The sequence below is a fragment of the Paenibacillus sp. P4_A9 genome (genome assembly GCF_056402415.1).
Genome location: NZ_JBFUHL010000006.1, coordinates 86,852 through 108,243 on the forward strand (window position 1 = coordinate 86,852; position 21,392 = coordinate 108,243).

Annotated in this window: 10 protein-coding genes; 4 read left to right on the plus strand and 6 right to left on the minus strand. The window is 46.5% G+C overall.

Annotation, left to right across the window (positions count from 1 at the left end):
• Positions 1–192: 192 nt before the first annotated feature.
• The 3 genes from AC1DVJ_RS07615 (at position 193) to prli42 (ending at position 12,978) form a co-directional block, all read left to right on the plus strand.
• Entirely contained in the window at positions 193–6,882 is a 6,690-nt protein-coding gene (locus AC1DVJ_RS07615) for a DUF5695 domain-containing protein (RefSeq protein ID WP_477589610.1), read from the plus strand.
• A gap of 103 nt (positions 6,883–6,985) precedes the next feature.
• A complete protein-coding gene (locus AC1DVJ_RS07620; RefSeq protein WP_477589612.1) occupies positions 6,986–12,709 on the plus strand; it encodes an Ig-like domain-containing protein in 5,724 nt (1,907 codons plus the stop codon).
• Between the two features lie 92 nt (positions 12,710–12,801).
• Entirely contained in the window at positions 12,802–12,978 is a 177-nt protein-coding gene (gene prli42, locus AC1DVJ_RS07625) for a stressosome-associated protein Prli42 (protein ID WP_477589732.1), read from the plus strand.
• Here the strand turns inward: prli42 and AC1DVJ_RS07630 are convergent.
• Both AC1DVJ_RS07630 and AC1DVJ_RS07635 read right to left on the minus strand, forming a co-directional pair.
• Positions 12,902–13,573, minus strand: coding sequence for an NAD-dependent epimerase/dehydratase family protein (locus tag AC1DVJ_RS07630; protein WP_477589613.1), 672 nt, complete (start codon positions 13,571–13,573; stop codon positions 12,902–12,904). The genes prli42 and AC1DVJ_RS07630 overlap by 77 nt on opposite strands.
• A gap of 94 nt (positions 13,574–13,667) precedes the next feature.
• Positions 13,668–14,498: a helix-turn-helix domain-containing protein gene (locus AC1DVJ_RS07635; protein WP_477589615.1), complete on the minus strand. Its 831-nt coding sequence runs from the start codon at positions 14,496–14,498 to the stop codon at positions 13,668–13,670.
• A 191-nt stretch (positions 14,499–14,689) separates the two neighbouring features.
• Between AC1DVJ_RS07635 and AC1DVJ_RS07640 the strand changes: the two genes are divergently transcribed.
• Entirely contained in the window at positions 14,690–16,942 is a 2,253-nt protein-coding gene (locus AC1DVJ_RS07640) for an FAD-dependent oxidoreductase (RefSeq protein WP_477589616.1), read from the plus strand.
• Positions 16,943–17,129: 187 nt separating this feature from the next.
• Here the strand turns inward: AC1DVJ_RS07640 and AC1DVJ_RS07645 are convergent, their stop codons facing one another.
• From AC1DVJ_RS07645 to AC1DVJ_RS07660, 4 genes are read right to left on the minus strand one after another with little or no spacing between them, the layout of a single operon-like run.
• Positions 17,130–17,978: a 3-keto-alpha-glucoside-1,2-lyase-like domain-containing protein gene (locus AC1DVJ_RS07645; protein WP_477589618.1), complete on the minus strand. Its 849-nt coding sequence runs from the start codon at positions 17,976–17,978 to the stop codon at positions 17,130–17,132.
• Between the two features lie 44 nt (positions 17,979–18,022).
• Complete coding sequence (locus tag AC1DVJ_RS07650) at positions 18,023–19,555, minus strand: hypothetical protein (protein ID WP_477589619.1); 1,533 nt, start codon at positions 19,553–19,555, stop codon at positions 18,023–18,025.
• 24 nt (positions 19,556–19,579) lie between these two features.
• On the minus strand, positions 19,580–20,461 hold the full coding sequence (locus AC1DVJ_RS07655) for a carbohydrate ABC transporter permease (RefSeq protein WP_477589620.1): 882 nt from the start codon (positions 20,459–20,461) through the stop codon (positions 19,580–19,582).
• Positions 20,462–20,481: 20 nt separating this feature from the next.
• Positions 20,482–21,390, minus strand: coding sequence for a carbohydrate ABC transporter permease (locus AC1DVJ_RS07660; protein ID WP_477589622.1), 909 nt, complete (start codon positions 21,388–21,390; stop codon positions 20,482–20,484).
• Positions 21,391–21,392 lie beyond the last annotated feature (2 nt).

A 21,392-nucleotide genomic window follows, 5' to 3' on the forward strand; every position in this document is an offset into this window, starting at 1 on the left:
TCTCGAAAATTCACAAAGGAGGTAGATGGGTCCCGGATAATTGTTGCTTAGGAGACCATTTTCGGGGATGGGAATGTGACCCAGACGGTGGCAGACTAGTTTAAAAGGTATTTCGTAGAGGGTATTACCTTGGGAATTCATTTGATTGATTTTCATAAAAATAATTACGAAATATATAAACGGGAGGTTAATATGAAAACGATTACAAAAAGTCTGGTCTCACTGGCTTCGGCGTTGCTGGTGTTTTCCGGGGCGCTGCCCTTGGGGATTAACGCGGTGCCTTCGGTAGCCGCAGCAACGGCTGGTATCTCCAATGATAGCCTTTCTGCCAAGATCGGTGATTTAGGGCAGATTGAAGAACTAAATATCAAAAATAACCCTGCAAACAAAAAAGGCAATCCTATCAATTTTGTTTTGCCCAACAATACATCACCACAGAACGACGTCCAGCACCAATGGATGGGCGAAATGCTTTTTTCTTACCGCACCGGTGACAGTAAACAATTTCCTGACGATAGGACTGGTTTTGTAGAAGTTGATACAAACAAAACATTGGCGGCTGGTGGGTCAACAAAGTTTACTACCATCAATCCTACTAACCAATATTTTTCGAAGACGGCTTCACCAGACGGCAAGAAAGTGGAAGTCAACTTTATCGGACAGAATCTTGAATCCGCAGCTGCTCGGGTGATGAAAGGTTTTGACGTGAAGTCTGTATTTAATACGGATACCGATGATGGTTCGATGCAATGGGAAATCACGGTAAAAAACAAAAGCAGTAAATATATTGAATTCGGTGATATCGGCTTGCCGATGCCTTGGAATAACAAATATTTATCTACATCAGATACCTATGACAACCGAGTTACTGTACATAATTTTGCCGGTGCCGACAGCGGGTATTCCTATGCCATCCGCACGAGCGGCGAAGGGAATTTTATGATGTTTGCCCCAGTGCCGGAAAGTGGCGCACGCATTGAATATGTTGATTATTGGTTGGGTGACACGGGTGAACTGCGCAACGGAACTACTTACTCAAACTGGGTCGGTGACAGCGGCGGCTGGTTTCCGGGGCTGAATGTTCTATATATCCATTCCAAAGATATACAGAAAACCGGCCGAGGATATTTTAAAGATGCCACCAGCCTGGTTTTGGCGCCAGATGAGCAAAAAACATATAAGTTTAAATTTTCAGCGGTACGCGCAGGCGACAACAGTCCGCAAGTAAATGCTCAAAGTCCAAATAATGCTTCGACTTCTATGGAAGACCGTGAGGCTAACCTTCGCTCTACCCTGTACAAATCAGGAATGATTGATGCAGTTGCTTTGCCCGGCTTCCAAGCTGCGATCAATATGCCCGTCATGCTGGATCTGCATTACGACGACAGACTCATCGACGTACAGTCAGTAGATATTCAGTCTGTAAACGAGAATGATCCATTTGATGCAGCACATATCCCGGTAATCAAGTCCGGCCAGACCAGAAGCGCTATGGTCAACAATACCCGCGCCGGACGCGGACTTCCTGATGGGAACCCGGGATATACAGAATCCGTACAGTTTGTGGAAACCAAGATTATAAACGGTGAACAGCATCATCTCTATTCGCTCAATTTTGGCAATATCGGCAATAACAGCGTTCGTGTGGATTATAAGCTGAAGGCCGATACTGAACAAGTGAATAAGTTTACTCAGTTTGAATTCAATATTCTTGCTGAGCTTGATAAAACATCGCAAGCTCACTCCGATTTTATGGTAAACAAAACGCAAGACAAGGACCCGAATAGTCCTACCTTCGGCATCTATCGTGACTGGTATCTTACAACCGGCATTGACATGACGACCAACCATTGGGGAGATGACTGGAGCCACGATAACATCAACTTCATGACCATGAAGAATTATCTCGATCCAAGTCCTACTGAAATTAGATCAATTGAAAATTACCTGATCGACTTTATGTGGCAAGATTATATGAAAAATACGCAGAATACTTTTACGGTTGCGAACTACCTCAAAGATTCAGGTGTTTACACAAATGTAGAAAAACCATATGTACGGACGTTTTCTGAAATGATGGAATCCACTGGCTATTTCAACATGTATCGGATCGAAAAGGCATATCCCAATTTGTTAGAGTATCGTGAAACGCCACAATACTATCTGGAAAAGGCATACGGCATATACTTTAACCGTGTCTCCAGCGGAGCAACTGGATTCTATGGTGAACAGCAGGTACCAGATATGATTGAGGCACTTAAAGAAGAGGGAATGATGACTGAATATGCGAATCTGAAAGTGAAGTTCGCACAAACCAAAGGACGGAACATTACAAACGCCGCTTATCCTTACGGGTCAGAATTTGAATATGACAATACTGGCGAAGAAGGGGCCTATTCTGCAGCCAAGGCGCTGCGCACATACTACCCTGGAGACGCACGGGCGGCAGCAGCCTTGAAAAGCATGGAATTGGATGACCTGAAGACTCGTGCAATGCGAGGCATTCAGCCTGACTGGTACTATTATTCCGTACCCGTATTCCGCGCTGGAGAAGGCTGGTGGAATTTCCAATATACTGCTTCTTTAGCAGGATCTATCATGGATGACTGGCTCCGCTATCAGGATAACGGGAAATCCGGGGAACAGGCTGCTATCGCACAACAGCGCAACTATGCGGCGAAGATTTCAAACTTCAACGCCGTCAATATGGGGCAGATTTCGTCACAGTCTGTAGGCGGCATCGCTTGGAGATATAATGCCCAGAAGGGAGGAACTGGTACCAAGAACGTAAACGATGGTGGTACTCGAGTTATGAACAACGGCTGGCAGGACTTTTCTGGCGAATCAGAGGAAGGACTTTATGGCTCACTATTGCGTATCAGTTCTGATATCGTCAACGATCCGATATTTGGTCTTTTCGGGTATGGAGCTTCGGTCACTGACGAAGGCGGCACTTACCATATCACACCAAAGGACGGTTTTGGCAAGCGTATCAGCCTAATGAATGAAAAAATATACCTAGTCTCGGAAAGTGACAAAATTGAAAGTGCGGAGATTCAAAAAGACGGCAAGGCATTTAAATTGCAAGTCTCGAATCTTGCTAAAAGTGAGCACGCTTCAAAGATTACTTTCGATGGGGCAGGAGTAGAGAATGGTTATTACACAATTAAGCTAGATGATGAAGATGCCGGACAGTTCTATGTTCAGAACAATAAAGGTACTGCAATGATCCAAATGAGCAGTGCGCTAACTGCTGAATTGACCATTGAAAAGACAGATACGGGTGTAAATCAAGCACCGAAGGTTACTGCAGAGTTGGAGACGCAAAATCCACAGGCGATGATTCCGTTTGTGATGAATGGAATTGTGACCGATGACGGCGCACCGAATGGCGCGATGACCTACCAATGGGAAGTTGTCAGCACTCCGGAAGGTGGCAATCTGATCTTTAAAAATCCTAAGTCAGTAGCCACAGAGGCAAACGGTACCAAAGGAGGCTCATATACGGTCAGACTCACTGCAAATGACGGGCAAGCGAGCGTTTCTAACGAACTGACCTTCGAGTTGGCCGCTCCGCCGGTAAAACAGCCTCCAGTAATTGGCGTAGTGACTGGGGTACAGGATGCTTCGAATAGCAGTATTCTCGTATTATCCGGCAATGCGACCCCGGATCCAGTGTACAGCGCGGTATTTGAACCCGTATGGACGTATGGATGGACAGTTAAGCAAAAGCCGGATGGCGCAGCGGATGTTACTTTTGTCAATGGCGACAAAGCAAATGCATATGCCCACATAAGCAAGGCAGGCACCTATGTGTTTACCTTTACAGCGGCTGATGAAGGCAAGATGTCCAGCAAGGATGTAACGATTAATATCTCAAAAGACACCGATGGCTCATACAAGGCAATCAGCGTTGTGACACAAATTAACACGGTTCCTATACTTCCACAACAGATGGATATTCTGTATAACGACGGATATAGGCAAAGTGTGATCCAGTGGAATGAGGTTAATCCAGCCAGCTATGCACAAGCAGGTGAATTCGTAGTCGAGGGTAATATCGTAGACAGCGAATTGAAAGTACGTGTCACTGTATATGTTGTAAAAGCACAACCTCAAAACAACGCTCTGACTGCAAGGCCTTCTGCCAGTTTCTCTGGTGGTGACGGATATCCTGAAGCGATGAATAACGGTAACACTCCAAAAAGTTCATCGGATTTCTCAGCATCTAAAGGTGCCGCTAACAGTGCATGGCACAACTGGGGAAGAGAAGGAGAACCAGCATGGGTAATGTATCAATGGGATGAGCCATTCCTTGCCTCTTCGATGGATGTATATGTCTTCAAAGACGGTGGCGGGAATTTCCAACCCACGGATATGAAGCTTCAGCTTCGTGATGTGGATGGAAATTGGTATACACCAAGAGGAGTAGTAGGACTTGGGAATGCATTGAATAAATTCAACACTACCACCTTTGAGCCTGCATATATTACAGGCGCTCGGCTTGACATGAAACCTGTCACCGTTGGGATCGGTATTCTGGAATGGAAGGTAAATGGATTTACAGGAGGGATAGATAAGTCGCAGCTGGTACAGGTTATTAACTTTGCAAATTCATTAAAAGCTGCGAACTTCATTGATCAAGGTCTTGCGCCGATTGCTGATGCGAAGGCGGCCGCAGCCGCTGTGATGAGTAAAAAGGATGCTACAGAAGAGGAAGTTGCTCAGGCAATTGCAAATCTGCTGAGAGATCTGCGGTTGCTGAGTCCGAAAGATAAGAATATGGCGTTTGCAGCCAGTACTTCAGCCAGCTTCACTTCATCTTGGGAGAGTCTACCAGCGCTTAATGACGGGTTAAAGACTGCCACAACTAACCCGCATTGGGGTTCGTGGGGCAATACAAGCTCTGAGGAATGGGTGCAATATGATTGGCCGCAGGGCGCAGCAATCCAAAGCTCAAATCTGATGCAGTGGACTGATAATGGCGGCATATTAGCTCCTACAAAGTACACGTATCAATACATCCCGAAGAATAGCATAACGAATGAATGGGTAACGGCAGGGACCGTTACCACAGGCATCGTAGCTCTTACTACTCCGGTAGGATCGTCAAATATATTTGGATTTGACCCGGTTCTGGAGGTTAAATCTCTGCGTGTTACGATGACAAAGAAAGTCCGGGATGGTAATGGTGTTGGCTTATGGGAATGGGAAGTAGTGCAAGGGGTGCCGGTAACAAGTATTAGCGTGACCGGTGCAGGTAATACGACAACTGTCGTAAATGGTGGAACACTTCAAATGAGTGCAGCTGTCCTGCCTGTTGGTGCAAGTAATACAGCAGTCACTTGGCTGATACAAAATGGAACAGGTTCGGCGACAATCGATGCCAATGGTTTACTGACAGCGACTGGCGTTGGAACGGTTACGGTTACTGCAACGGCAAGAGATGGTTCTGGTGTAACCGGAACTTTGCAGATAACGATCGGAGCCATTTCCATACCTTTGTCAACGAACACAAGCATCCAAATGGCCGACAGTCACCCGAATTTGATATCGATTGATGAGCTTAACAAAGCGTTGAACGTCACAGGTGGAACAACGTCAGATCAAGTCATCACACAAGTCACTTCCACAGATGAATCAGTACAAAGCTATTCGGTTACTGATGCAAATGGTGTAGTTAAGATTTCCAGCATACTGGTCAGCGAGGATAAGCTCGTTGTAACGGCAGAAGACGGAACTACACAGGCCGCTTATACGGTCCAAGTCGCACAGCCGACAGCAGCTGACATTGCTTCGGGAATTACAAGCTTAGCTGCACCAGCGAAAGATGCGACAAGTCTGACGCTTCCATCCGTACCGGACGGATACACTGTAGCCGTTAAGAGTTCGGATGCTACGTCAGTCATTCAAACGGATGGAACCATCATTCCGCCAAGCGTAGAGACAACAGTTCAACTTGTCCTGGAAGTGACACGGACATCAGATAACACCAAGGCAGTTACTGGCAGTCTTCCTGTCGTTGTTCCGGCCAAAACCGTTGCAGCAGTTCCTACAGCAACGTTAACGGTAACGAGTGCAGTGTACCCGGGTCAATCGTTTGATCTGACTTATGGATTAAGCAGCTTGGGTTCGAGCGTCAACGGAGGCATTTATGCTGAAGAGTTGACTGTCAATTATGATCCGACGCAATTGCAGCTAAGCACAGTAACCTCAGTGATTGATGGCATATTTGTGACTCAGTCGGGAACACCGGGGCATATTCGAATCGTGTCGGCGAGCGAAGGCGCAGCACATGCCATTAACGCCAGCAACAGTGGAGCGATCTTGAAGCTGAGCTTCTTGGCAAATCCTGCTGATCAGTCCGCTAGCAGCACGGTTTCCTTGTCGGGTGTGGTCGTCTCCGATAGTCATGGTATTGAGACGCAGGTTCAGGGCGCAACCAGCAGTGTTCAAATCACAGTTGTAGATAAAACAGCATTGACTACACTGATCGCAACTGCACAAGCGAAGCTTAATGCGGCTGTGGAAGGCATTTATCCGGGGCAATATCCAGCCGGATCGAAAGCAACTTTACAAGCGGCAATCGCGAGTGCGCAGCTTGTAGCTAATAATGCAGTTGCAACACCAGAGCAAGTCACGCAAGCGGCAATTGATCTGAATGCTTCAATTCAAGCGTTCCTAGCTTTGATCCACGTAGCGCTTCCAGGAGATCTCAACGCAGACAACAAATTCAGCATCGGAGACCTTGCCATTGTTGCTAGTCACTATGGTGAAACTTCGAGTGATCCGAACTGGGTGGCAAGTGCGGATATTAATCATGATGGTGTGATTGATATTATCGATCTTGCAGCTGTAGCGCACAACATTATTACGCAGTAATGATGTGAAAGGTTTAGAGGAAGGCGGCTATCGCGCAGCGCCTTCCCCCAAACTTATTTGCGAGGATGGGTATTGCCATTTAGCATTCAATAGGAGGTAACAAATGAGACAGTTCAAAAAATCAATTGGTAGGAATATTTTGGGAACTGCGTTAGTCCTGTCATTAATGACAGGTTATAGTTCATCTGTTTTTGCCGTAGATCCTGGCTTTGTGAACAATAATGATGCCGGGATGCCTGTTTTTACTAATGCGGCTGGAAATGTAGTGGTTCCTGTTGAGCCCGCCCCGTATGACGCAAGCAAAAGCATGATGATGGATATGTACCAGGCGGATCTTGCAGCAGGAGGAACATCCTTCTGGATGGATCGATTGCTCGCCCGGAGAGGAAACGATCCGACAGGCACTTATTTGATGACACGGGGTAAAGCTTTGTATGCCTATACGAATAGCGCCACTGTCATTGGTTTTGGCAATAATATAGCGTATTTTGATTTGCTGAATCAGAAGGGATACTCCATTCAAATCCCCGGTGTGACCTTTACGCAGGATGCAAATAAAAGATTTCAGACACCAAGTTACTGGTCTGCTTTCTATAACGCGACGGCGGCAGGATACACCTTGGAAGAAACAAAATTTATTACAGACAATAATGTCGCGCTTGATAATATAACGATTACCAATACGGGCACAGCGGAAAAAACCTTTACGTTAACTGCGGATTCGCCTTTTGCAAAAACGGCTTCCGCTGACGGTACCGAGCTAACCGGTACTTTCGATGTACGAAACAATTTAACCAAGGTTTACCCAAGGTTAAGCGGCAGCGGTATGACCGCAAGCAATGGGATTTTAACGAGAGACATTACGTTAGCGCCGAATGAAAAAATTACACTGAAATTTCAAATGGGCTTTATTACAAATGAGATACCYGAGTCGCTTGTTGATTACAACCGATTTAAAGCGTACGATTCAAACACGGCGTATCTCACACATCTTCGTGAATATAACAAATGGTGGGCAGACAATGTTCCTTACATGGATKTTGCCGACGAAAATATTAAAAAGATTATTTACTACAGATGGTGGTTAAGCAGATTTAACTTTCTTGATGCGAATATCCCAGGAAACGACTACCAATTCCCCATCTCCGTAGAAGGTGCACTGGGGTACAATAATGCGATTGTATTAACGCAACCGATGCATATGCAGGATCTTAAATATTTGAGAAATCCCATATACTCTTATGGAGATTGGGTTTCAGCGGGGGAAGTCTCCAGGGACAGTCTGTTTACAGATAATCCAGGAAAACCATCCAACTGGAATAACAGCTACTCACAGTACATTGGGGACTCCGCTTTTCAAACCTATGAAGTCCACGGTGGCCAGCCTGAAATCTTAAATAATCTTGCGCGATATGCGGAAAAAGACGCGAAAGGTCAACTCGCTCGATTTGATACGAATAAGGATGGGGTTATTAACTATGATTGGGGTTCATTGACTGGTAATGATGGGGACGGAAACGCGTTCCACTATTATGAGAAGAGAGGAAACATCGATCAGGATCGGACTGAAAGCGCATTCGTTTACGGAAACGCTATGGCTTCGGCGAAGGCATACCAATTAGCCGGTAATACAGCCAAGGCTACAGAAATGTTTGCTTTTGCCGATAATCTCAAAAATTCATTTTTATCCGTCATGTGGGATGATTCCTCGAAAATGTTCTTGCAGAAAGACTTACTAACGAACACGTTTATTCCTTGGAAAGAGGCTAACAATTACTACGCCTTCCAAATTGATGGTCTTGTTCCTAAGGATGATCCCAAATACTTAGAATCACTCAGATACTGGGGGGATAAGTCTGAATTCCCGGTATTCCCGTTCTATACCGCCAATCAGAAGGATAAGGCGACATCCGTAGCGCAAGGCGTAGGGGGAACTAACAATTTTGCAAACTTAAACGCATCAGGCAACATTCGCCTTTTCACAGAAGTGCTAAGAAAATATCCGAACCAACCTTACATTACTGCCGATATGTATAAGAAATTGATGTATTGGCTTGGATGGTCGACAGCCTACCAAGGTAATATCAATTATTTGGACAATAATGAATATTGGTTCAACTGGAACCCGACGACTCAACGAATCGACGGAAGATCCGGCATTCATCATAATATTCTGGGTAACTACAATTACTCGGTTATCGAGGATATAATGGGGCTTGTACCGCGAACGGATTCTACAGTAGAATTATCGCCGATAGACATTGGATGGGATCACTTTACCGTAAACAACATGCGTTATCATGGTAGTGACGTCACCATTATCTGGGATAAACCTGGAGACGGCAAAACCTTTTATCCAAATGTGCAAGAAGGCTATTCAATGTATGTGAACGGACAATTAGTGCTTAGAACGGATAAGCTGGCTCATTTGGAATGGAATCCGACTACTGGAGCTGTTACGGTTTTGGATACAAGCAGCGCAAATGTAGAAGTACAGAACAGCAATACCCAAATGAAGTCCGCTGCCGAAGTAGATTTGAACACCTACAACAGAGCTGCAGACTTATTCCAGAAAGCTGGTGTGGATTTGTCACCGGAATCTGGCGGCGCTGCAAACCTGTCTTTGGATCCAATGACAGCGATGTCAGCTTCGTATACAAATTCTCTAACATCTGCGGCAAATACGAAATCCGGATTTACAATCAGCGGTAACTTCTTCACATCGGGTTCTTTTACTGCGAATCCTCCGATTTGGGGAACAAAAGGGTCGACCAATGCACAGGAATGGCTGCAGGCAGACTTCGGATCGCCGAAAACATTTGACGATATCAAACTATATTTCTATAACGATAAACCGGATGTATTTTACAGGGAGCCATCCATGTATGTGGTCCAGTACTATAACGACGCAACATCGTCGTGGACGGTTATTCCTAAGCAATATAAATCACAGCTCGTAGCCAATTACAATCATGTTCAATTCCCAACGATTACTGCACAGAAAATAAGGGTATTGATGACTCCAAAACCAGGAGCTAGTGTTGGCGTTAAGGAATTCCAAGTCTTCAATACAGGCGTGATTGCTCCGGAAGCTGTCAATACACCGCCTGTAGTTATTGCTCAACAAGATGCAACGGCGAAAATTCCTTTAAAAGCGAAGCTGATTACGAACATTACGGACGATGGATTACCTTCCGCCACGATTGAAAGCAGTTGGGTGATGAAAAGCGGAGTCGCGGGCGGCCAGGTATCTTTTACGAAAGATGCATCCGGTAATACGTTAGCTTCATTTAACAGACCAGGAAACTATGTGCTGACAGTCAATGTCACGGATGGTGAATTGACCACATCTGTTGATGTCACGGTTACTGTAGACCCACTTCCTAACGCTGTTAACTTGGCATTACAAGCAACACCTAGCACTTCCTTTATTTCATCTTGGGAAAATCTGAATGCCATTAACGATGGTCGCAGTGATCCTGCCAGTTCAACAAGTAAGGGCAGCGGGGCATATGGTAACTGGAATAGTTCCCCCAAGACGCAATGGGTAGAATACACTTGGGGAACCCCTGTCAATATTAACAAATCCGACGTATATTGGTGGACGGATAACGGTGGAATCTTGGCGCCTACGGCAAGTAAGCTTGAGTATTGGAACGGCACTGCTTATGTGGATGTTCCGAAAGCCGTCGGTAACGGGGTAGCGCTCAATAAGTATAATACAACAACATTCTCACCAATCACGACGACTAAACTGCGGATGACTATAACCAGAGGCACGCAATGGACTGGAATTTTGCAATGGAAGGTTTACGCTACGCCGACAATAAGCGTAAAACCGGTGAAAGTAAGCACACTGCACGATGTTCTGCCAGTTCTCCCTGCTAAAGTAACCAAGAATTTCGAGGATGGTTCAACAACGACTGCAAGTGTAATATGGGATCAAGTGACACCTGCGCAAGTGGTGACACCTGGCAGCTTTATAGTAAAAGGTGTTGTTGACGGAACGAATATCGAGGCTGAAGCAACTGTATTCGTTAGGGTAACGAATGAAGTGACAATTAATAGCATTCCTGATGAAAACGTCACAACATCTGTTGGTAAACTTCCTATCCTGCCATCGGTAATCGAAGCGTATTATAACGACGGCTCGATTGATAATATCAACGTGCCAGTGACTTGGGAAACGTATGATCCTAATTTATTGAACGAAGCCGGAACATTCACTATTCGGGGCACCGTGCCTGGAACCTCAGTATCAGCCAAAGTCAATGTTACGGTTGTCGCACGGACACTTACATCGATTGCAAATACAAGCGCCTCAACAATCGCTGGGGTAGCGCCTGTATTGCCGCCAAAAGTGAATGTGGTCTACGATAACGGAACGAATGCTTCGGTGGACGTCGTATGGAATATAACTCCGGCACAGTATGCGACTCCAGGGACGGTTACAATTGATGGGGCCGTTGCTGGGACCACGATAACAGCCAAATTGACTTTAACGGTAACAGCTAGAGCAGTTGCTAGCATTGCGCCAGTTACCGTAACGACTAATTCGGGCACAGCTCCAGTACTACCGTCCGTCGTAACAGCAACGTATAATGATTCGACGATTGCATCTTTGAATGTTACATGGGATGCGATTGATCCTGCGAAATATGCTGCTGTAGGAACATTTAGTGTAAATGGTACGGTTGCAGGCACATCTGTAAAAGCAGTAGCGAACGTATCCGTTATAGCCGCTCAACCATTTATTGCAAGCATTAGCCCTGTAAGTGTATCAACAACTGCGGGAACAGCACCGGTATTGCCGTCAACTGTAACCGTGAATTATAACGACACTACAACAGCATCTCTCAATGTAACATGGGATGCGATTGATCCGGCAAGCTACGCAAGCGCGGGTACTATTAGTGTAAATGGTACGGTTGCTGGCACGACGATTAAAGCCGTGGCCAATATCATTGTAAAACTATTGGATGTCATCACATCCAACTTAATCGGTCCTGATGATGTTCATCAAGTCGTTTATCCAGGCCAATCGTTTGATCTGACCTATGGATTAAGCAACCCAGATCCGATCTTAGTAGGTGGCATCTATGCCGAAGATTTGACCGTTAATTATGATCCGACGCAATTACAGTTAAGCGCGGTTACTTCGTTGATCGATGGCATTTTTGTGAGCCAAACGGGAACACCTGGGCACATCCGTATCGTCTCGGCGAGTGAAGGGGCAGCTCATGCCATTAACAGCAGCAACAGTGGAGCGATCTTGAAGCTGAGCTTCTTGGCGAGTCCTACTGCGCAGACCGTGAGCAGTACAGTTTCCTTGTCGGACGTGGTTGTCTCTGATAGCCATGGTGTAGAGAAACAAGTGCCTGGTGCAACCAGCAGCGTTCAAATTACAGTCGTTGATAAATCGGCATTGACGACGCTGATCGCATCTGCACAAGCCAAGTACGACGCGGCTGTGGAAGGAAGCAATCCGGGTCAATATCCAGCCGGATCGAAAGCGGCTTTACAAACGGCGATCGCGACGGCGCAAGCTGTAGTCGATAACGCTACAGCCACACCGGCTCAAGTAAGTCAAGCGGCAATTGATCTGAATACGGCAATTCAGACATTCCTTGCTTCGATTCACGTAGCGCTTCCAGGCGATCTGAACAACGACAATAAATTCAGCATCGGAGATCTCGCCATTGTTGCAAGTCACTATGGTGAAATCGCAACTGATGCGAACTGGTTGGCAAGTGCGGATATCAATAAAGATGGTGTTATTGATATTATCGATCTTGCGGCTGCAGCGCATAGTATTATTTCGCAATAAATAAGTAATTGGTTTTGGAGGAAGGCGGCCATYGCACGGCGCCTTCCTCCATATTTATTTTGCGAGAGCAGTGGAAAAAGAAGTGAATCGTGGTGCTTTCCAAAAAACGATGGTTTAAAGTCGTTATTTACTTGATGCTGACTATTATGGTGCTATCTAGCTTACTTTTTACCGCAGGCCTATTTGTAAATTCTAATGTTTTTCCGAAGCCTCACGAATATCTGTGCTCTCCAGTATGGCTTTCGGATATCCGTCTCGTGCGACAGTGATCATGGCACGGCCAATCTGCTCGGAGCTGATGACGGAATTAGGGAACCATTTATGCAAGAGAGGGAAAATAGGACGCAAGATGACTATAAAGGTCTGGTATAGCTTGGTTTTGGATTTGACGCCATTCTTCGGCAGAATAGCGCCTGGTCGGAACATATAGGCTGACTTGAAAGGCAGCTTAAGGAGGGCATTTTCTGTTTTGCCTTTTACACGCGCCCACATGCTGCTGCCTTGCTCGGTACTATCGGTACTGGCGCCCGTCACGTAGACGAAGGTCATCTGGGGCTGGATTTTGACTAACGTATTCGCAATGCTCATGGTCAGATCGTAGGTGATGGCGTGATACTTCTCCTCAGTCATGCCCACAGATGAAACGCCGAGGCAGAAGAAGCAAGCATCTATGCTCGAAAGCTCTTCCGATAAAGCTGATAAGTCGGTGATATCCTTGAGAACATGCTCACGGAACTTCGCTTGGGACTGATGCGTAGCGTTTCGACCGATGGATACTACTTTGTTAACCTGAGGATCGAGCAGACATTCACGAAGCACGCTTTGTCCGACCATCCCCGTTGCTCCGAAAATTAGAACATTCATAGACAGGGTACCACCTTTCGCAAATAGATAAGGAGAGCAGTAGAAGTGATGCTAGTATCATACTAATATTAAGGCACTTCGTATAGGTGCTAGTTCATAAGCGGTGCAGCTTACGATAGGAGGAAGGCGTCATTTTCAACCGTTTTTTGAACACGCGGCTTAAATAAAACTCATTCTCAAAGCCGCACTGTCCAGCCATTTGCTGTAAGGTCATATCGGAGTCTAGCAGCAGCTTCTGCACTTTCTGAATGCGCAAAGAGGTTAAGTAATCGATCGGCAGCATGCCGGTCGATTTTTGGAATCTACGGGTAAATTGCACCTGGGTCAAACCCAGTTCCCTGGCAATATCTTTCATGATACAGGTGGAAGACGCTTGTTCATGCAGACGGTGAGCGGCCTCCTGAATAAGGGCATCCTTGCCGTTCGTGATACCAGGAACCCAAGGAGAAGCCGCAGCTGGGCTAGCCGAATAGGCTTCCTCCACAACCTGCATCCAAATGTCGGTGAGTACATGTTGACGCAGTGATGAGGCGACGGTGCCCTCATGTTGGAACCATTTTTTCAAGTAAGCAAAGTTAGAAGACAGTCGGTTGAGATCTTGAATTGAGCTTTTCCCTGCAGGGATATTGTTTTCGATAGCCAGTGGACGTCCTGTCTCATCGACCCATTGCAGCAGCATAACATGAAACGATAAGGTCTGAACGACTTCTCTTCGAAAAATAACCCCTGGTGGACATAGCACAAAGTCTCCGAAAGCGGCTGTTCCCTCGTGACCAGCGATACGGTAATTAAAACTCCCCGTTTCCACAGCAAATAGCACCCAAAATTCATTGGAATCCTCTTGGAGTTGAAAGGCAGTCTTCTCCTTCCAGTACATATGGCTGAGCAAAGTTGGTCTTACTCGTGCAGCATCTAGTGGTTGCATAGCCCTTGCCATCCTCTCATCTCTTGTCAAAATGTTTACGGAATCCTATCTATTTATCATAGTAGATACGCATTAAATAAGGAAGCATTATATTGAAATTATGTATAAGTTCATGATAATAGCGTGCATGGCTTAAAGCGGTATCAATCCTTTAAAATAAGGGTAATCACAGATTTCATGGAGGTTATCCAATGAGAGAAGAATTAGTAAAAAGGGATATCACGGTTATCGGCGGCGGACTTTCGGGAGTGTGTGCAGCGATTGCTGCCGCGAGACTAGGTCAGACGGTGGCTTTGATTCAAAATAGACCCGTACTCGGCGGAAATTCATCGAGTGAGGTTCGTGTCTGGGTCTGCGGAGCAACCTCGCATGGCATTAATCGTTATGCACGAGAAACAGGCATCATGGGGGAGCTGTTTGTAGAGAATCAGTACCAGAATCCAGATGGGAATCCTTATCTATGGGATTTAATTGTGCTGGAAGCGGTGCGTGCTGAGGCGAATATTCAGCTTTTTCTCAATACGGATGTGCATGAGGTAGAAGCGAATGGAGATGAGGATAATCGCGTCATTCGCTCTGTAACGGGGTGGATGATGGGCTCCGAACGACGCATTCGTTTCGAAAGTGATGTCTTCCTGGATTGTACCGGGGATGGACTTATTGGGTTCTTAGCGGGTGCTAAATTTCGTATCGGTCGGGAGGCTCGAGAAGAGTTTCAGGAGGAATGGGCACCTGAGATTGCGGATGAGATCACGCTGGGAAGTACGATTCTATTTTATACCAAAGATGTCGGTCATCCCGTCAAATATCACCCGCCAAGCTTCGCCAAGGATATTACAACCACTTCGATTCCGATCAAACGCGTGATCCGAAGCGGCGATTCAGGCTGCCATTATTGGTGGATTGAGTGGGGCGGCGAGTTAGACACGGTTCATGAGAACGAGCGCATTCGAGACGAATTATGGTCGGTTATTTATGGGATTTGGGATTATATCAAAAATTCAGGTCAATTTGACTCGGCGAATATGACGCTTGAATGGGTCGGGGCTTTACCTGGCAAAAGAGAATACCGCCGCTTCATCGGGGATTATATGCTGAATCAGAATGACATTCTGGCTCAAACGAGGTTCGAGGATACCATTGCCTTCGGTGGTTGGTCCATTGATTTACACCCGCCGCAGGGGATGTATTCAACGGAGAGTGGATCCATGCATTTGCATGCGGATGGGATTTATCATATTCCGTTTCGGAGCTTGTATTCCGTTAATGTGTCCAACATGCTGATGGCAGGACGAAATATAAGCGCATCTCATGTGGCCTTCGGTACGACACGGGTCATGGCTACCTGCGCTGTTATGGGGGAGGCTGCCGGAACTGGCGCTGCCCTGTGCGTTCAGAAGCAAGTGGCACCGCGTGAGCTATATCAGAAGCATTGTAAGGAGCTGCAACAGGTACTGCTCCGACAGGATGCATCGTTGATAGGCGTGCGTAATGAGGATGAGCGAGATCTTGGGCGTGTGGCTAAGATTATGGCGTCCTCTACGTTAACGCAGTTGAGTGTTTCGCATGCCGTTGAGCCTAGGCGATTGATCGACGATGTGGCTGTGTTGTTCCCCGTTGCACCGCAGCTGAATGGCTTCGAGCTGCTTGTTGATGTGAGCGAAGCAACGACCATTCATGTGGAGCTGTGGGACACGGGCAGAGCGGAGAACTACGTACCGAAAAGGATAATCATGCAGGCGGAGGCAGCTGCACAGGTTGGCGAACGGCAGTGGATTGGCTTTCCCCTGAGCTGGCAGCCTGCCGAAGAGCAGAATGCTTTCGTCATCGTGAAAGCGAATGAACATGTAGTTGTGTACCATTCTGATCAACAGCACACGGGGGCAATCGCCTTTGTACGCGGCACGAAGCCGGTCGTGGATCCGAAGCTGGAGAATCATCAGCCTGATCAACCTGTTGTTCAGTGGAGCATGAAAAATGGCGTAGATCGCAAGCCAATCTGCTTCCGTCTCACTACAGAAACGGGTGCCTTCACTGCTGAAAAGGTGACGAATGGGTATCTAAGGCCGTATGGCGGCCCCCATCAGTGGATGTCAGAGTCAATCGTTGATGGACGAGAAGAATGGCTGGAGCTTAGCTGGGATGAAACTCAAATTCTGCGATATATACAAGTGACCTTTAATGATAATGTGCACGAGGATTTAATCAATCTACACGCGTTTAGAACGAGTGATGAAGTTCGGCTAGAATTGGTGAAGAACTACCGAATGGAAGCTTGGGTCGAGGGAGAATGGATGGTGTTGCAGCACGTAACTAACAACCGTAAGCGTACAAGAAGACTACAGTTGGAGGATGCCATTTCCACGGATCGATTGCGACTTATCGTGGAAGCGACGAATGGTTGCCCATGTGCGGAAGTGATTGAAGTACGGGTTTATGGATAGAGGAAATTTCAATTAGGTACGACAGTAATGAACACAGATGCAGTCTCATATATCATTTAGAATAAGTAATCGAAGCTTCTTCTAATGAGAGGAGACTGCCTGTTGGACATACCAATAAACTTAAAGGCTATCCCAAGTAGAATAAATACTTGAAATAGCCTTTTCTAGTTGGACGTACCACCAATATTTAATTCACCACAACCTCATCGAAGCTCGCCGTTTGCTTATACGTTCGGAAGCCAATCTTCCCGCTGGTGAACGTACTGTCCGTCACAGAGACGAGCTGTGCCCCATTCACATAGCCAGTCAAGGTGCTGCCGGACATGACTAACTTAAGCGTGTACGCGGTGTTCGTATTCACCGTCAGGGGGACTTCTTGGAGCAGGGTAAAAGTTCCACCTGACTTCTTATACAGCTGAGCGGATCCAGCCGTAATCAATCGGAATAAGTAATAGTTGTTGTCATCCACATACCGGCCAATGATGCCGCTGGCATTGAAGGAGAGGGCATCGTACATCTTGAGCTTGGCCTGCAAGGTGTAGTTGGTCCAACTCGCGTTGCCAGTAACGGTAACGGCTTCACCAGTTGTCGACGTTTGCTTGAAGACTTTGGTTCCGTCGGTGACAACACTCCAGACTCCCGTTGAAGGAACCCAGGAAGAGGCATCGCCATCTTCATACAAATCCCCGAATGGCAAGCTCTGCACAACGGCAACATTATCAATACTCGCCGTCTGATTGTAGGCTCGGAAGCCGATTTTGCCCGCAGAGATTGTGTTATCCGTAGCAGATACCTTCAGCACGCCACCAACATAGCCTGATATCGAGGAGCCATTCATGACGAGTTTTAGCGTATATGACGTATTCGTGCTCACGGTCATCGACACTTCCTGTAGAAGTGTAAAGGTTCCGCTAGATTTCTTATACAGCTGTACTTTTCCGGCAGTAGCTAATCTCAATAAGTAATAATTGTTATTGTCCGCATAACGGCCGACGAGACCAGAGGCATTGTTAGCGATCGCGTCGTACAATTTCACCGTTGCCTCATAGCTATAATTGCTCCATGCCGAAGTATCTCCGGCTAAGGAGAGCGCTTCACCCGAAGTTGAGGTCTGTTTATAAACCTTACTGCCATCGGTGACGACATTCCATGTTTATTAACTGGTGTCCAACCTGCTGAAGTGCCATCTTCATAGGTATAACTAAACGGATTGACGGGAGCCGGATCAGGCGGAGGTGCGGAATAGGTTTCGTTGGTTAGGACGTACTTATTTTGCTTCACGATCCATTTGGTCAAATAATCACGACCAGCGAACTGGGCGACCCATTCTTCTCTTCCTGCGTATGTGTCTTCCGAAGAGGCTTCATAGGTGTGACCATCCGTATGCCCCGCGCGGTTTTGCATATCCAGTACCATCTGGGCATGATATGGCTCCCAATAGTTGCCCTTCTGGCTCGCCAATGTATCGAAGCCAAAGGCAGATGCAGCAGCATCCATATAGGCAAAATGCATCCGGCGCTTCGTTCCCCAATCATTCCCCTGTGGATAGTAGGCATCCGCGCTGCCATCGATATAAATGGTTCCGCCAGGTGCAGCGTAAGGTGGATTGCTGAAATTGAGATCAACCAACGAATCATACACAATATCGGCATTAAAGAGCGCTGCTTCCGGTGTGGTTTTACCTGCCAGTGTATATAACAGAGGGGCATTCAGCAGTTGTGTGATTGAGTTCATATAATCGGGATGAATGATACTGTGGTTCACAACGGTGCCGTCTTCGTTCGCATTGGAGCCATGTAACCAGTCGGCTACGGTTTTGCCATGAAGAACGCGAGTGCTTGTTGTATCTGATGGGCGAGAGTAGGCGGAGATCATGAGTTCGATGTTTTTGTTCATCCATAGGCTCCAATTAGGGTGATCGGGCATCATGGCGGTTGCAAGTTGGAGCAAGGAGGAGTTCCAAGCATTTTCTTCAGCTTTCGTATCGCCAGCGGAGATGATGGTGCCGGCTTCATTGCGATAATAGGGGACGGTGTAGCTGTTAAAACGGTTCGCTTCATACTCGACCATTTTGCGGACATACTCACGGTCGGTCACGGTGAGGTCATCCCAGAGTAGATAGCCGGCAGTTCCAGCGAGATAAGCCCAGAAAGCCGTCTGCCAACCATTGCCCCAGCCTGAAGTCGTATTGATTCGATGTTGGTAAGCAAGGGAAGCGGTCAGCTTAGTTGCGATGGTCATTGCATTTGTTTGGGTGACACCTGTTTCTGTTGCATCATAAGCACCTGTTTTCAAGGAGATCGCCAATGCCAAAGCTTCACTCGCAGGAGGCCTGATGTTCGGCTCATCAACGCCGCCGAAGGTAAGATAGGTGCCGCTCTGTGCGGCAAAGCCTTTGTTCGTCCACCATGTACTCAATGCGTACTTGTTCGTATTGAGTAGAATGTCTAATACCCTCAAGGAATTAGCGTCTGTCGGATTGCCTGCTGTAAACGTGTTCCATGCAATAGGAACAACAGCTGTGCTAGACGCTTCCGCGCGACCCGCAGGGAGAGCGCCTAGAACTAGTAAAGCAGAGAAGAGAAGTATGAACCATTTTTTGAAGGTAAACATGGTGAGGCCTCCTTTTTGTGAAGGCTAGCCTTTCAATCCCGAGCTTGCAATCCCCTCTACGAACCATTTCTGACAAACAACCACTACGATGAGTAGAGGTACAAGCCCGGAAACGGAAGCTGCCATGGTGAGGACATAATTCGTTCCAAACTCTTCAACATAACTCGTTAAGCCCAGTGGAATCGTGTACAAGCGTTTCTCACGCAGCATAATAAGAGGGTTTTCGTAATCGTTCCAGTGCCAAGTAAAGGAGAGAATTAAGAGAGTGACGAGTGCAGGCTTAATCAAAGGTAAGCAAATTTGCCAGAAGGTCCGCCAGTAGCCAGATCCATCAACACGTCCTGCCTCCAACAATTCGTTCGGAAGGCTGATGAAGAACTGACGCATCAAGAAGGTGCCGAATACGGTGAACAAACCTGGTAAAATAATGGAGGCATGTGTATTGATCAGCTGCAGCTGATCGAACAAGATGAAGCGGGGAACAAGTAAAACCTGGCCCGGAATCATCATCGTTGACAAATAGAGCAGGAACAGGAAATTACGTCCTTTGAAGCGTATTTTGGCGAACGCGTAGCCAGCCATGGCACTTGTTAATAGGTTGCCTACAACCGTAATTCCTGTGATTTTGATTGAATTCCAATAAAATAAATAGAACGGGTCAGTTCCAGCCCAGACTTTCTTATAATTCTCAAAATGCCACGTATTCGGGATCCAATCGATCGGATATTTGAACACCTCGCCGTTAATTTTGAAGGAGGTCGATATCATCCAAAGAAAAGGCAGAATCATCACGATGGAGATCGCTGCCAAGATGATCGTAAGGAGGACCTTAAGCCATAGGCTGCCACTTCTGATTCTGGCAATGGATGTTTTTCGTGTAGATTCAATTGGTACAATAGTTTCCATGAGTGTGAGCTCCTTTACAATTAGAAGTGCTGCTGCCAACGTTTCTGGCTTTGCCATTGAATGATCGTGACAACGAAGATGATGGCGAATAGCACCCAAGAGACGGTAGCTGCATAGCCCATTTTGTAGAATCGAAAAGCGAGTAAGTAAATGTGATAGGATAACACCATTGTCGAATCAATGGGTCCGCCTTGCGTCATAATATTGACAGGTCCGAATATTTGGAATGACCCGATGATGAGCGTAATGGCAACGAGAAAGGTTGTTGGCGTGAGCATCGGAACCGTAATTTGGAAAAACTGACGCATTTTCGATGCCCCATCAATATCCGAAGCTTCATACAAATCCTTCGAAATCCCCTGTAATCCCGCCAAATAAATGACCATGGAGTAACCAATCGTCACCCACACCTGCATAATAATGATGGCGAAGAGTGCGGAATTAGGACTGGACAGCCAGCCTGGCGGATGATCGATGCCAACCGTCTTGAGCAACTGATTGATTGGTCCATCAGAAGCACGGTACATGATGCTCCAGATCACAGATACAGCGACTAGAGAGCTGACATAGGGGAGGAAAATCAGCGTTCGCAGCGTCTGCTTAAAAAATACGTATTTGTTTAGAACGACCGCAAACATTAGTCCTATGATAATGGAAGCAGGAACACTAACCATGGTGAAAATCATATTATTTTTCAGCGCTTTCACGAATTTAGGGTCACTGCCCAGCGCTTTGAAATTATCTAAGCCAACCCATTCGATCCCAGCGAATCCCTTAAGATATTCCCAATCCACGAACACGAGATAGAGACTGAATAAGATGGGCAGCAATATGAAAATGAAGTACCCAGAGAAGTTGGGCAAAATGAAAAGGTAGCCTGCAAGGTTTTCCCTGAAATTCGCGTTATGCCAAAAATATCGTTTCTTCATGG

Excerpts from the sequence above, each read along its gene's own strand:
- AC1DVJ_RS07650 (WP_477589619.1), bottom strand. The coding sequence starts at position 19,555 with ATGTTTACCTTCAAAAAATGGTTCATACTTCTCTTCTCTGCTTTACTA.
- AC1DVJ_RS07635 (WP_477589615.1), bottom strand. The coding sequence starts at position 14,498 with ATGCAACCACTAGATGCTGCACGAGTAAGACCAACTTTGCTCAGCCAT.
- AC1DVJ_RS07640 (WP_477589616.1), top strand. The coding sequence starts at position 14,690 with ATGAGAGAAGAATTAGTAAAAAGGGATATCACGGTTATCGGCGGCGGA.
- AC1DVJ_RS07655 (WP_477589620.1), bottom strand. The coding sequence starts at position 20,461 with ATGGAAACTATTGTACCAATTGAATCTACACGAAAAACATCCATTGCC.
- AC1DVJ_RS07630 (WP_477589613.1), bottom strand. The coding sequence starts at position 13,573 with ATGAATGTTCTAATTTTCGGAGCAACGGGGATGGTCGGACAAAGCGTG.
- AC1DVJ_RS07660 (WP_477589622.1), bottom strand. The coding sequence starts at position 21,390 with ATGAAGAAACGATATTTTTGGCATAACGCGAATTTCAGGGAAAACCTT.
- AC1DVJ_RS07615 (WP_477589610.1), top strand. The coding sequence starts at position 193 with ATGAAAACGATTACAAAAAGTCTGGTCTCACTGGCTTCGGCGTTGCTG.